The following is a 13082-nucleotide window of genomic DNA, read 5'->3' on the forward strand; positions in this document are numbered from 1 at the left end:
CGGTACGAGCGTGGTGTGACGAGCGTGTTGCGCGCAGGTCACGGTCCGCCCGACGACACGCCGGACGCGGCCGTCACCCCAGTTCGAGTGCCGGCTCCACCGTGCTGACGGCCTTGCCGTGCGCGCGTGCGTACGCGATCTCGCGACGCGTCGCCGAGCCGACGTAGCCGCCCTCGCTCACCACGCGGACCTCGTCGGCCAGGTCGATGCGCCTGCGGTGGAGCTCGCTCAGCGCCGCGCGCCGGTCCGGCGTCACCTCGCCGTCGACCGGCTCGGGACCGAGCACGATCACGCCCAGCGACGTCAGGCGCCGCCGCTCGGCCTCGAACACGTGCGGGAACCGCAGCGAGCCGCAGAGGCACACCACCCGCGGACGTGCGGCGGGATCGGGCTGACGCATCTCGTCCTGCTCGCTCGGCACGCCCGTGACGATAGCGGCGGGGTCCGCCCACGGCGGCCGTGCCGGGACGTGACCGGGCGCCGGTTCCCTATGCTGACGCGGTGACCGCGAGCGCTGACCACCGTCCTGTCCGGATCGCGTTGCTCGCGTCGGGCACCGGCTCCACCGCCGCGGCGATCATGGACGCCGCGGGGCGGTCCCTGGCGGGCACGGTGTGCCTGGTGATCAGCAACAACAGCGGTTCGGGGGCGCTCGAGCACGCGCGCCGGCGCGGGGTGCCCACCCGGCACCTGAGCGGCGTGACGCACCTGGACCCCGACGAGCTGGACGCCGCGATGCTCGCCGCGCTCGAGGAGGCGGACGCCGACCTCGTCGTGCTGGCCGGCTACATGAAGAAGCTCGGACCGCGGACGCTCGCCCGGTGGGCGGGCGAGGTGGTGAACACGCACCCGGCGCTGCTGCCCGCGTACGGCGGCGTCGGCATGTACGGCGACCGCGTGCACGCGGCGGTCCTCGCGGACGGGGCACGGGAGACGGGCGCGTCCGTGCACGTCGTCACGGCCGAGTACGACGAGGGTCCCGTGCTGGCTCGCGCGGTGGTGCCGGTCGAGCCCGACGACGACGTCGCGAGCCTGCGCGCCCGCGTCCAGGCCGCCGAGAAGGCGCTCCTGCTCGGCTGGCTCGCCGAGCGCTGTGGCGGGACCGAGGGCCATTCGGCCTGACGAGGGTCCCGGACGGTCCCGGTTGTCCACAGATGCTGCGCGCGGGTGGCCAACGGTCGCGCGACGCGTCAGAGTGCGGGTCTGACCTGTCCGGTCCGTCCGGGTCGCAGGTGCCGCCGACGACGTGGAGCCCGCATGTCCCACCCGCACGGTGCCGTGCGCACCGCAGCCCTCGTTCCGGGCTCGCGAGCCCTGTCCCCGGACCTGCCCCCGGACCTGTCCCCGGACCTCGACGCCGTGGTTGCCGCGACCCTGCGTCCCCTGCAGCACGTCAGGGCCGCGCTCCCTGCGGAGACCAGCGCCTGGGACCCCGAGCGCCTGGTGTGCGTGAGCGTCGACCCGCGGGGCGTGCCCGTCGGCATCCGTGTCATCGACGGCTGGCAGCACCGGGCCGCGCCGGCGGGGCTCGGTGAGGCCGTGACCTCCGCGGCCGGCGCCGCGGGCCGCGCCCTCGACGAGCGCGCGCGGCTCGCGTTCGAGCGCGCGGTCGGCACGGACGTCGCGGCGACCGGGCCGACCGGCGACGGACCGTGGGGGTCCGTGGCGCCGCCGGCCACGACGTCCGGGGGCGTGCGTCGTTCGCTGGACGAGGTGGCGGAGGACGCGATCGCCTCGCTCACGGCGGTCAACCAGGCACTGGCCCAGGGCGCCGACGTGCCCGCGGCGACCGGCGTCGGGGTCGCGCTCGACGGCGAGGTCGAGGTGCGGGTCGGCGCGGGCGGGCTCGTCGGCTGCACGCTGCGCGGGATGCGCGTGGCCGCGGCGAGCGGGCTCGCACTGTCCGCGCTGCTGACCGAGGCAGCCCGCGCCGCGCGCGCCGACCTCGAGCGGCGTCTCACGCTCGCGGCACCGCCGCAGGAGGCACAGGAGGCACTGCTGGCCGAGGTGTTCGCCTACCTGACGGCACCCGAGTCCGGGTCCGGCGCCGACCGCACCTCCCATGGGGGACCCGCATGACGACGCCGAGCCAGGACGCTCTCGACCAGGCCCGCCGTCGGGAGCGCCGGATGCGGCTGTGGACCACGCTGGCCCTCGCCGTGCTCGCCCTGGTGGTGAGCGCGGCGGCCGCGATCGCGATCGCACCCTGGTCGGGCGTGCTCACCGCGGTGGTTCTGCTCGGCGGCGTCGTGCTGGCTTCCGCGCTGCCGCGAAGGCCGCGGGGTCCGCAGTACCCGGCCGAGCGGCACGCGGCGTTCGAGGCGCTGGACCCGGCTCAGGTGCGGGCCCTCATCGCCTCGCACGGGGAGCTCGCGGCGGTGCGCGACGTGCGTCGCCAGGTCCCGTGGGCAACCCTCGCCGAGGTCGCCGCGTACGTCCGCAGCCAGCGCCCGTCCGCAGGACCGACGGGCCGGGCCCCCCGCGGCCCGGCCTGACGGACCACCACCAGGACGACGGCCGCGCACGCGAGGACCGCGACGATGTCGCTCGCGTCGGGCACGACGACGAGCGGCCGCGGGTAGGCCGCACCCGAGAGGACGGCGTCGACGGGGAACCGCACCCAGCCGACGAGCCCGACGAACGCCTCCCGCATCGGCGCGGCGAGCTTCACGGCCGCGAACCCGCCGGCGGTCACCACCGCTGCGACGCAGGCGGTCACCACTCCCGGTCGCCCGCGGCGTCGCAGCACGTCGGCGAGCGCGACGACCAGGAACGGGAAGAACGCCAGGCCCGCGACGTCGGACAGCTTGCCGGTGACCCACCCCGGTGCCGCCGCCTTGAGCACGTGGTCGTTCAGCAGCAGCACGCCGAGCGACACGAGGGCGACCGGGTGCAGCACGAGGTCGCCACGGACCCGGCGCCCGGGTGACCCGCTCACCGGAGCGCGCTCACGTCGGCACGGTCGCCCGGCAGGCGTCCCGACTCGGGGCTCGGGTCGGCGCGCAGACCGGGGTCCAGCGACAGGACGTCGTCCTCAGGGCCGCCGAGGTGGAGGACCACGGGACTCGCGATGTCGACGGGCAGGCCGAAGCTCACCGAGAGGGTCGCGGGGATCGCGGCCCGGCCATCCTGCGCCGGGCTGCCGGGGTAGGCGTGCACGTCACGCGCCGGCCACGTGAGGCCGTCGCCGTCCGTGATCCGCATCCCCGCGCCGACGTCCTCGATGTCGCCCGGCCCCGAGGGCGCATCGCCCGCCGCCGCGTAGTCCATCGACACCGAGACCTCCGCCGTGCTCCCGCTCGCGGCGACGCAGGACGGGACGCGGACCTGGGCATCCGCGACCGTGAACCCCGCAACGGCACCCGTGCTCGGATCCGCAGCACGGGCGCGCGGGTCGTCGTACTCCTGGTCCCCGAAGAACGCGCTCGCCGTGACCTCGGACGTGGGCTCCGGGCACCGCTCGAGCGGAGCCGTGGTCGCGACCGTCGCGACGCCCCCGGCGACGAGCACGGCGGCGACGGCAGCCGCGCGCCAACGACCTGCTCGGTGCTCCACGGCCCGCATCCGTGCAGGCTAGGGCCCCGAGCGGGGCGCCGCGGCCGTGAAGCCGATCCGTCATCGTGTCGTGGCCGGATCGACGCATGCCGCTCAGCCGAACGTGAACGAGTAGACCTGCAGGCCCGGGTCCAGGGCGATCTCGAGCGTGCCCGCGCCCGGGCCGTCGTCCCGCACCAGGTCGCGGCCGTCCGGCGGGCCGGAGACGTCCACGGTGCGGCGGTCGACCACCGCACCCTCGTCGTCGCGGACCGTCACCCGCACCTGCCCCTCCCCGCCGACGACCATGCGGACGACGTCGCCGTGGTACCGCAGCCGCAGCGCTGCGTCCGGGCCGGCCGTCGCGCCCTGGTAGTCGGTGGTCCACGTCCCCCCGAGCGCCACGGTGTCCGCGGGCTGCTCGGCGGGCAGCCTGTAGGTCGACTCCCCCTCGCGGTACCCGCCCGCCAGGTTGTTCCGCTTGCCGATGCCGAGGAAGGTCTCCGGTGTCCGGGAGCCGAGCTCCGCCTCGGCGACGTCGGTCCGCTCCGGGAGCTCGACGCCCGGGTCCGCGGCCACGAGGAGCTCACGGATCAGGTCCTCGGTCTCGTCGTACCCGCCCTCCCCCTGGGACACCTGCCGGACCTGCCCGTCCGCGTCCACCAGGTAGCGCGCGGGCCAGTAGCGGTTCCGGTACGCGGTCCAGGTGGCGTAGGAGTTGTCCTGCGCCACCGGGTAGGTGATGCCGAACCGGCGCGCGCCCTCCTCGACGTTGCGCGTCTCGCGCTCGAAGGCGTACTCGGGCGTGTGCACGCCGATCACGACGAGGCCCGCGTCGCGGTACGCCTCGTCCCACGCGACCAGGTGCGGCGTGGACCGCTGGCAGTTGATGCAGGAGTACGCCCAGAAGTCGACCAGCACCACCCTGCCGCGCAGGTCCGCGAGCGCCAGCGGGTCGGAGTTGAGCCACGTGTCGATGCCGCGCAGCTCGGGTGCCGGGCCGCAGTCCTGCAGCTCCGGTGAGTCGTCCGTGCAGCGGCTCAGGCCCTCGTTCTCCTCGGTGACCAGGCCGCCGAGGTCGAGGCTGCGCTGGACCGTCTCGTTGGCGGCGATCCGGTCCTGCAGCTGCTCCGTATAGCCGGGCAGCGCGCGCTGCAGCGCGTCGGTCAGGTTGAGCGCGAGGGCCAGCGCGAGCACGAGCATCGTCGCGCCGCCGATCGCCCGGAACAGGCGCTGCCGCGTCCGGAAGGCCGCGATCCGCTCCGCCGCACGCCGGCCCGCGAGCGCCAGCAGCAGCAGCGGGATCGCCGCGCCGACGGCGAACGCGACCGTGAGGACCACGGTCCCCAGGCCGACCTCGCCCGTCGCCCCCGCCACGGTGATCGCCGCGAGCACCGGGCCCGCGCACGGCACGTACACCGCCCCGAGCCCCAGGCCGAGCACGAACCCGCCGCGGCCCGCACCGGGCGCCCGGCGCGGCGCGAGCCGGGCGAACGGCCGCTCCACGATCTCCTCGAGACCCGGCACCAGGAGCGCGAGGCCCATCACGACGAGCACGGCGATGCCCGCCCACCGCAGCAGGTCCTGCGGCAGGTGCAGCGCGTTGAGCAGCAGCGTCCCGACGAGCGTCGCGAGCGTGAAGCTCGTGACCAGCCCGGCGACCACGAGGTAGGGGCGGCTCCCCGCGCCGCGCCGCGGTGCCGGCTCGTCGGACGCCGCGCCCCCGGCCGGCGGGTCGCCCGCAGGCGCGTCACCCGGGACGGGCAGCGTCGCGGTGCCCGCCGCGCGCCCCTGGGTGAGGAACGACGGCTGCGCCATCGCGCCCACCCGGGGGCCCGCGGACGTGCCGCCGCCGGCGGGTGCCGACGCGACCGTCACCCCACGCGGTCGGGACCGGGCGCCCTCGACGCCGCCGGAGAAGAAGACGACCGGCAGCACCGGCAGGATGCACGGCGAGATCCCCGTGACCAGGCCGCCGACCAGGCCGATGAGCGCGAGCGTGAGCAGGTCCATGCCACCGGTTCGCGGCCGGGACGGCGGCGGATGGGTGCGACGAGCCCCCGGAACCCGTCGCAGATCGGACCCATCCGCCGCGCGCACCGCCCCGAACCCCTGCCATGACCGCCCCGCCGGGGCGCCGTCAGATGGATCGGAACGAGGGAGTGGACCCATGCGCACCAGCACCAGGACCCGAACCACCCGCATCAGCGCCGCCGTGTTCGCGGGCGTCGTCGGCCTCACGCTCACCGCGTGCTCGTCGGGCGACGACGACACCGCCGACGCGCCCATGCAGTCCGAGTCGGCCATGCCGGACGACGCCATGACCGACGACTCGATGACCGACGACATGACGGACGACGCGATGACCGACGAGCCGACCGACGACTCGATGATGGCCGACCCGGCCGCGGACCTCGTCGGCCCCGGATGTGCGGCCTACGCCGAGCAGGTGCCGGACGGTCCCGGCTCGGTCGAGGGCATGTCCACCGACCCCGTGGCCGTCGCCGCGTCGAACAACCCGATGCTGACCACCCTGACCGCCGCGGTCTCCGGCCAGCTCAACCCGAAGGTCGACCTGGTCGACACGCTCAACGGCGACGAGTTCACGGTGTTCGCGCCGGTCGACGACGCGTTCGCGAAGATCGACGGCAAGACGATCGACTCGCTGAAGACCGACGACAAGACCCTCACCACGATCCTCACGTACCACGTCGTGCCCGGGCAGCTCTCGCCGGACCAGGTCGTCGGTGACCACAAGACCGTGCAGGGCGAGACCGTGAAGGTCACCGGCTCGGGCGACGACCTCATGGTCGGCGACGCCAAGGTGGTCTGCGGCGGCGTGCACACCGCCAACGCCACGGTCTACCTCATCGACACGGTGCTGATGCCGCCGTCGACGATGTGACCTCCTGACCCGGTCGGGCCGCCCGCCGCGCCCCCTGCGCGGGCGGCCCGACCTGCGGGTCGGTCGCTCCCCGACCGACCCCGCGCAGCCCCCTCGCCCGCCGGTCGAGGGGGCTGCGTCGTGCTTGGTGGCTGCGTCGGGCGGGCGACGGGCGTGGCCGTCAGGAGGCGAGGACGACGAGCGGGTCCGTCGTGGGCTGCGGCGAGCCCCCGGCCGGCTCGAGCGTCATCGCGAGCGCGGCGCCCTCGACGAAGTCGTCGACGACCATCGCGGTCTGCGAGCCGCCCTCGGCCATCATCCCCGCGGAGACGGGGTCGCCGGTCGCGACCACCCACAGCTGGTAGACGTGACCGGGTGCCGGGTCCGGCAGGTCCTGCGTCATGAACACCGCGCCGTCGGTCGCGACGAGGGCCGAGGCCGTCCCGCCGCCCGCGACGTCGGCGTGCATCATCTCCGCGTCGGGGTCCTTGAGCATCGCGGCCAGGTGCGCCTGCTCGGTCCGCATCGCGTCGAGCTCCCGGTGCTGCTGCACCGCCAGGCCGGCCGGGATCGCGGCGCCGATCGCGACCGCGGCCGCGATCGCCGCCCAGCGGGCGGGCGTCCGACGGCGCGGCGCGAGCGGCACGACGGCCGCGACCTCGCTCTCGTCCGCCGCGCGGACCTCGTCGACGCGCTGCGCGTCGCCCTGAGGGGTCGCCGCGGCGGCCGCGAGGACGCGTCCGCGCAGGTCGGCGGGGGGCTCGGCGGCGAGCGCCGTGGCCAGGTCGGCCGCGGCCGCGCGCAGCTCGGCGAGCTCGGCCGCCGCGTCGGGGTCGCGTGCGACGAGCGCGTCGACGGCCCGCCGCTCGTCGTCGGAGACGGCGTCCAGGGCGTACGCGCCGAGCAGCTCGCGCGTCTCGTCGTCCCTCATGCGCTCACCCCCAGGCAGGTGCGCAGCCGCAGCAGACCGTCCCGGATCCGGGACTTCACCGTCGGCAGGGCGGCCCCGAGCTCGTCGGCGACCTCACGGTAGGTGCGGCCGCCGTAGTAGGCCAGCTCCACCGCGCGCCGCTGCGTGTCGGTGAGCGTCTCCAGGCAGTGCTGCACGCGCACGCGCTCGAGGGACGTCTCGACGCTCTCGGCGACCTCGTCGAACGGGCGCGCGGGCTGCAGGTCGAGGTCGTGCTGGTCCCGGTCGCGCTGCGCCTGCACCGACCGGACCCGGTCGACCGCGCGGCGGTGCGCGGTCGTCAGCGTCCACGTCCGGGCGGTGCCGAGCTGCTCGTCGAACCGCGCCGCACCCCGCCACACCTCGAGCCAGACCTCCTGCGCCACCTCGGCCGCGTGGTCCGGGTCCCGCAGCACGCGCAGGCACACGCCGAAGACGGCCGAACCCAGCAGGTCGTACAGCCGCGCGAACGCGCCCTGGTCCCCGCGCGCGACGTCCTGGACGAGCGCGTCGGCGGCGCGGTCGGGCGCACGCACGGGCGGGTCGTCGGTCGGCACGCGGGTCAGTGTCTCCTGTCGGTGGCGCGGACGCGCGCCGGGCACCCGGAACGGTCCCGCGACGCGCACCGCGAGGGTCGTGGACATCGGTCGCCTCCGGTGGGTCGTCCGTGGTTCGTCACGACGAGGGGCGCGGATGGGTCCGCGGCGGGTGACCCGCGCCACGCCGGGTGCATCTGGCGGGCGCGTGCCGGCTCCTGCTCGGCATGGACCTCACCGACGAGTCCGCGGTCGACCTCGCCGTCGCCCGCGCGAAGGACTGGCTCAGCCGTGTCGCGGAACGTCCGATCGCCCCCGCGGCGGACGTGGCGACGGTGCAGGAGGCGCTCGGCGCCACGCTGCCCCCGGACCCGCAGGCGGCGGTCGACGTCGTCGGCCGCCTGGTCGCCGCGGTCGAGCCCGCGCTGATCGGCAGCCAGTCGCCGCGCTTCTACGGGTGGGTGATCGGCGGCACGCACCCGGTCGCGCTCGCCGCCGACTGGCTGGTCACCGCGTGGGACCAGAACGCCGCGATGCGCACCACCATGCCGGGCACGGCCGCGGTCGAGGAGCTCGCGGGCACCTGGCTGCTCGACCTGCTGGGCCTGCCGGCGAGCGCGAGCGTCGGCTTCACCACGGGCGCGACCGCGGCGAACTTCGCGGCGCTCGCCGCGGCCCGGCACCGCGTGCTGGCCGACGCCGGGTGGGACGTGGAGCGCGACGGCCTGTCCGGGGCCCCGCACGTGCGGGTCCTGGCCGGCGCGGAGCGGCACGGCTCCGTGGACCTGGCGCTGCGCTACCTGGGCCTGGGGTCGGCCGAGCTGGCCCCCGCCGACGACCAGGGCCGGGTCGACGTCCCCGCGCTGGCCACGGCGCTGGCGGACACCACCGGCCCGACGATCGTGGTCCTGCAGGCGGGCAACCTCCACTCGGGAGCGTTCGACGACGTCGGGTCGGCCGCGCGCGCCGCGCACGCCCACGGCGCGTGGGTGCACGTCGACGGCGCCTTCGGGCTGTGGGCGGCCGCCTCGCCGCGCCTGGCGCACCTCGCGGACGGCCTCGCGGACGCGGACTCGTGGGCCACCGACGCGCACAAGACCCTCAACACGCCGTACGACTGCGGGCTCGCGATCGTCTCGCGGCCGGCCGACGCCGTGGCGGCGCTCGGCGCCCAGGCGAGCTACCTGGTCGACACGGCAACCGGGCACGACCCGTGGACGCTCGTCCCCGAGATGTCCCGACGAGCCCGCGGCGTCCCGGTCTGGGCGACGCTCGCGACCCTCGGCCGCTCCGGCGTGGTCGCGCTCGTCGACGGCCTGGTCGACGCGGCGCAGGACCTGGCCGCCGCGCTGCGCGACGTGCCGGGCGTCGCCGTGCTCAACGACGTCGTCTACACGCAGGTGTGCGTGACGTTCGGGGACGACGAGCGCACCGCGGCCGTCGCCGCGGCGCTGCGCGACGACGGGGAGGCGTACGCCTCGACCTCGCGGTGGCGGGGCGTGGAGGTGCTGCGCTTCTCCGTCAGCAACGCGTGGACGGACGCGGCCGAGGTGCGACGCACGGTCGACGCCGTCCGCCGCGCACTCGGGACGGTCGACCGCACCGCGTGAGGGACCGGACCCGGGCGGCGCTCAGGCGACCGACGCGGTCCGGGCGCGGGTGACGCCCTCGATCGCGGCGGGCAGCCCCAGCCGGCCGGCGAGCCCGTCCACCTGCACGACCGCGGCCGGTCCGTGCGACCGGTACAGCTCGACGAGCGCCGCGAGCTCGCTGCGCCCGCCGTAGCGGCAGGTGACCTCGAGCAGGGTGCGCGCGCCCTCGTGGACCAGGTACGTCACCTCGCCCACGAAGTCCTCCGCGGGCGTGACCCGGAACCGGACGGCGCCGACCTCGACGACCGGCGGCAGCACGCGCCCGTGGACGTGCGCGAGCCGGAGCAGGGCCGCGATGCCCTCGCCCTCCTGCGCACCCAGCCCGGCGCACGCGTCCAGCGCGTCCATGTCCACCAGCACCACGCAGGACGGGTCCGGCTCGGACGAGCCGGGGTGCCACGCCGCGTCCAGCTCCAGGGTGAGGAAGCCGTCGTGCGCGCTCCACGCCGTGCGGACGCGCTCCAGCCGCTCGGCGAGCGTCATGCCGGCCAGGGGGTTGCGCCGCGAGGTCGCCGTGGCGCCGCAGGAGCAGGAGATCGTCACCATGTCCCCAGGGTGCGCCCGACCACTGACACGGGGCGTCCCGGCGCGCCGGGACCGGGACGATCCCCCCGATCCCGCCCCCACCGGCGGCACCTCGCACGGGGCGCGCGGGCGGCGCGCGCCACCCCGGAGGCGCCTCGCGGATACCATCGAGACGGATCGACGGTGGCGGGACGTGCCCGGCACCGTCCGCCGGACGTGCCGCGAGCGGGAAGGAGGTGGACGTTGGGCTTCCTCGACAAGTTCGAGAACGGGGTCGAGCGCGCCGTGAACAACGCGTTCTCCCGCACGTTCCGCAGCGAGCTCAAGCCGGTCGAGATGGCGAGCCGCCTGCGCCGCGAGGTGGACCAGCGCGCCGCCGTGGTGGGCCGTGACCGCACGGTCGTGCCCAACGACTTCACCATCGAGCTCTCCACCCCGGACTACGACCAGGTCGAGGCCTGGGGCGCGGAGGCGCTGGCCGACGAGTTCGCGGCGAACGTCACGGACTACGCCTCGAGCCAGCGCTACGCGTTCGTCGGGCCGGTCACCGTGAGCTTCACGGAGGACGTGGAGCTCGAGGCGGGCCGGTTCGAGGTGCACAGCGCGACCGTGCGCGGCGCCGTGGCGCCGGCCACCTCGACCGCCCCCAGCCCGCGCCACCCGCTCCTGGACATCGACGGCCAGCGCTACCTGCTCACCGGTCCCGTCACCGTGATCGGCCGCGGCTCGGAGGCGGACATCATCGTCGACGACCCGGGCGTCTCCCGCCGCCACCTCGAGATCCGCGTCAACCCGGACGGCGTCGTCGCCTCGGACATGGGCTCGACCAACGGCCTGTTCGTCGAGGGCCACAAGGTGCCGGCCGCGACGCTCCTGGACGGCAACACGCTGACGATCGGGCGCACCCGGATCCTGTTCTGGACCGGCGGCGAGCCGGACCCGGACGAGTGAAGCGACCGGCGGCCCTGACGCGATGAGCGAGCTGACGATCACCCTGCTGCGGCTGGGCTACCTGGCCCTGCTGTGGATCCTGGTGCTCTCGTCGATCGCCGTGCTGCGCCGGGACCTGTACGGCACGCGGATCTCGCGCCGCCGCGCCCGGCCGCCGGCCGTCGCCGCCGCGGCCCCGGACGCTCCCGCCGCGGCACCGGCCGCCCCGCAGGCAGCACCCGCGCAGGCCGCGCAGCCGGTGCCCCGGTCCGCGCGCGGCACGGCCCGCACCGCGCGCCTCGTCGTGACCACCGGCCCGCTCGCGGGCACGACGATCCCGCTCACGCAGTCCGCGGTCGTCCTGGGCCGGGCGCCCGGCAGCACGCTGGTGCTGGACGACGACTACTCGAGCTCGCGGCACGCGCGCGTGTTCCCGCAGGGCGGCCAGTGGTACGTCGAGGACCTCGGGTCCACCAACGGCACCTTCGTCGGCGAGCAGCGCATCAGCAGCCCGGTGCTCATGACGCCGGGGACCGCCGTGCGGGTCGGGCGCAACGTCATCGAGCTGCAGGGCTGACCCGGATGGGGGTCGCCCTGCGGTACGCCGCACGCTCCGACGTGGGGCTCGTGCGCACCAACAACCAGGACTCGGCGTACGCCGGCCCGCACCTGCTCGTCGTCGCCGACGGCATGGGCGGCCACGCGGGCGGCGACGTCGCGTCCTCGCTCGCGATCGCGACGTTCGCGCCGCTCGACGACGAGGCGCTGGGCCCCGACGACGCGCTCGGGGAGCTCGAGCACGCCATCGAGGACGCACGCGACGACATCCGCGCCCGCAGCGCGGCCGAGCCGGACCTGGCCGGCATGGGCACCACGGTCACGGCGATCCTGCGCACGGGCAACAAGCTCGCGATGGTGCACCTGGGCGACTCGCGCGGGTACCTGATGCGCGACGGCGTGCTCGCGCAGGTCACCACCGACCACACCTTCGTGCAGCACCTGGTCGACATCGGCCGCATCACGCCCGAGGAGGCGGAGCACCACCCGCAGCGGTCGGTCGTGATGCGCGTGCTGGGCGACTTCGAGACCGACCTGACGCCGGACATGTCGGTGCGCGAGGCACGGCCGGGCGACCGCTGGCTCCTGTGCTCCGACGGCCTCTCCGGCTTCGTGTCGGCCGAGACCATCGAGACCACCATGCGCGAGCTGACGGACGTCGACGCGTGCGCGGACCGGCTGGTCCAGCTGGCGCTGCGCGGCGGCGGCGGGGACAACGTGACGGTCGTGCTCGCAGACGTCGTCGAGCTCGACGAGCTGCCCGACGGCTCCGCGCCGGGGACGTCGCCGCAGGTCGTCGGGGCGGCCGCCACCACGCGGGACGACCCGACGGTCGCCGCGGACGGCCCGGCCGCGCGCGCCGCGGGCCTCGCGGCCGCGGCGGCCCGCGCCCAGCGCTCGGGCCTGGCGGGGTCCGCGGGCGACGAGCCCGCGCCGGAGCCGGGCACGGTTCCCGACGAGACCGCGGCACGGGCCCGCGACGGGGACGAGCGCGAGGACGACGAGCTCGAGGACGACGAGGAGGCCGGGACCCGGCGCAGCCGCGGTGCGCTGGTCGCGGTGCTGGTCGCCGTGCTGGCGGTCGCGCTCGTCGGCGGTGCCGCGGCCTGGACCCGCACGCAGTACTACGTGGGCATCGACGGCGACGAGGTCGCGATCTTCCAGGGCGTGCCGGGGACCATCGGCCCGCTCTCGCTGTCCACCGTCGTGGAGCGGACGGGCATCACGACCGACGAGATCGAGTCCCAGTACGTGCGCGACCGGCTCGGCCAGAGCATCCACGCCGACGACCGCGAGGCCGCGCGCCGGCTCGTCGACGAGCTCGTCGCGACCGACCCGACCGACGACCCGACCGACGACCCGACGCCCGAGCCCACGCTCGAGCCCACGGCGCCGGCGACCGGGCAGCCGACGGTGCGGCCGACCGTGCGGCCGACCGTCGACCCGACCACGCGCGCCACCACCCGCCCGACCCCGCGCACCACCCGGTCCGCCGCGGGCACGGACGGTTGAGC

The 13082-nt window shown here is 76.1% G+C and carries 14 protein-coding genes; 7 read left to right on the plus strand and 7 right to left on the minus strand.

Translation table 11 applies throughout. The features are described from left to right. Window positions 1–73: 73 nt before the first annotated feature. Entirely contained in the window at window positions 74–421 is a 348-nt protein-coding gene (locus KIN34_RS03985) for a hypothetical protein (RefSeq protein ID WP_307858078.1), read from the minus strand. An 80-nt stretch (window positions 422–501) separates the two neighbouring features. On the opposite strand from KIN34_RS03985, the gene purN reads away from it, so the two are divergent. After that, window positions 502–1122: a phosphoribosylglycinamide formyltransferase gene (gene purN / locus KIN34_RS03990; RefSeq protein WP_214346984.1), complete on the plus strand. Its 621-nt coding sequence runs from the start codon at window positions 502–504 to the stop codon at window positions 1120–1122. Window positions 1123–1257: 135 nt separating this feature from the next. Further along, window positions 1258–2079, plus strand: coding sequence for a serine/threonine-protein kinase (locus tag KIN34_RS03995; RefSeq protein WP_214346987.1), 822 nt, complete (start codon window positions 1258–1260; stop codon window positions 2077–2079). A 256-nt stretch (window positions 2080–2335) separates the two neighbouring features. Here the strand turns inward: KIN34_RS03995 and KIN34_RS04000 are convergent, their stop codons facing one another. From KIN34_RS04000 to KIN34_RS04010, 3 genes are all read right to left on the minus strand, one after another. Beyond that, entirely contained in the window at window positions 2336–2938 is a 603-nt protein-coding gene (locus KIN34_RS04000; protein WP_214346990.1) for a hypothetical protein, read from the minus strand. Next, window positions 2935–3564: a hypothetical protein gene (locus tag KIN34_RS04005; RefSeq protein WP_214346993.1), complete on the minus strand. Its 630-nt coding sequence runs from the start codon at window positions 3562–3564 to the stop codon at window positions 2935–2937. Before KIN34_RS04005 ends, KIN34_RS04000 begins: the two co-directional genes overlap by 4 nt. 84 nt (window positions 3565–3648) lie before the next feature. Then, window positions 3649–5547 carry a cytochrome c biogenesis protein DipZ gene (locus tag KIN34_RS04010; protein WP_237689035.1) on the minus strand — a complete coding sequence of 633 codons (1899 nt, stop codon included), beginning with the start codon at window positions 5545–5547 and terminating at the stop codon, window positions 3649–3651. Between the two features lie 157 nt (window positions 5548–5704). Here KIN34_RS04010 and KIN34_RS04015 point away from each other — a divergent pair, with 157 nt between their 5' ends. Then, window positions 5705–6439, plus strand: a complete 735-nt coding sequence (locus tag KIN34_RS04015; protein WP_214346996.1) for a fasciclin domain-containing protein — start codon at window positions 5705–5707, stop codon at window positions 6437–6439. A gap of 160 nt (window positions 6440–6599) precedes the next feature. Here KIN34_RS04015 and KIN34_RS04020 read toward each other — a convergent pair whose 3' ends face one another. Together KIN34_RS04020 and sigK are read right to left on the minus strand one after the other, a co-directional pair. Next, window positions 6600–7349: an anti-sigma factor gene (locus tag KIN34_RS04020; RefSeq protein ID WP_214346998.1), complete on the minus strand. Its 750-nt coding sequence runs from the start codon at window positions 7347–7349 to the stop codon at window positions 6600–6602. Beyond that, the gene (gene sigK, locus KIN34_RS04025; protein ID WP_307858079.1) at window positions 7346–7924 is read right to left on the minus strand and encodes an ECF RNA polymerase sigma factor SigK; all 579 of its coding nucleotides are present in this window, start codon (window positions 7922–7924) and stop codon (window positions 7346–7348) included. The genes KIN34_RS04020 and sigK overlap by 4 nt, the downstream gene beginning before the upstream one ends. 206 nt (window positions 7925–8130) lie before the next feature. Here sigK and KIN34_RS04030 point away from each other — a divergent pair, with 206 nt between their 5' ends. Then, window positions 8131–9513: a pyridoxal phosphate-dependent decarboxylase family protein gene (locus KIN34_RS04030; protein WP_214347004.1), complete on the plus strand. Its 1383-nt coding sequence runs from the start codon at window positions 8131–8133 to the stop codon at window positions 9511–9513. A gap of 21 nt (window positions 9514–9534) precedes the next feature. Here the strand turns inward: KIN34_RS04030 and KIN34_RS04035 are convergent, their stop codons facing one another. Then, a complete protein-coding gene (locus tag KIN34_RS04035; RefSeq protein WP_214347008.1) occupies window positions 9535–10101 on the minus strand; it encodes a hypothetical protein in 567 nt (188 codons plus the stop codon). Window positions 10102–10323: 222 nt separating this feature from the next. On the opposite strand from KIN34_RS04035, the gene KIN34_RS04040 reads away from it, so the two are divergent. Genes KIN34_RS04040 through KIN34_RS04050 form a run of 3 tightly spaced genes read left to right on the plus strand, consistent with a single transcriptional unit; the run spans window position 10324 to window position 13080 of the window. Then, window positions 10324–11031, plus strand: a complete 708-nt coding sequence (locus KIN34_RS04040; RefSeq protein ID WP_214347011.1) for an FHA domain-containing protein — start codon at window positions 10324–10326, stop codon at window positions 11029–11031. 22 nt (window positions 11032–11053) lie between these two features. Further along, complete coding sequence (locus KIN34_RS04045) at window positions 11054–11587, plus strand: FHA domain-containing protein FhaB/FipA (protein WP_214347013.1); 534 nt, start codon at window positions 11054–11056, stop codon at window positions 11585–11587. Window positions 11588–11592: 5 nt separating this feature from the next. Further along, window positions 11593–13080, plus strand: coding sequence for a PP2C family protein-serine/threonine phosphatase (locus KIN34_RS04050; RefSeq protein ID WP_214347015.1), 1488 nt, complete (start codon window positions 11593–11595; stop codon window positions 13078–13080). Window positions 13081–13082 lie beyond the last annotated feature (2 nt).

Source organism: Cellulomonas fulva, from assembly GCF_018531375.1.
Taxonomy (GTDB): domain Bacteria; phylum Actinomycetota; class Actinomycetes; order Actinomycetales; family Cellulomonadaceae; genus Cellulomonas; species Cellulomonas fulva.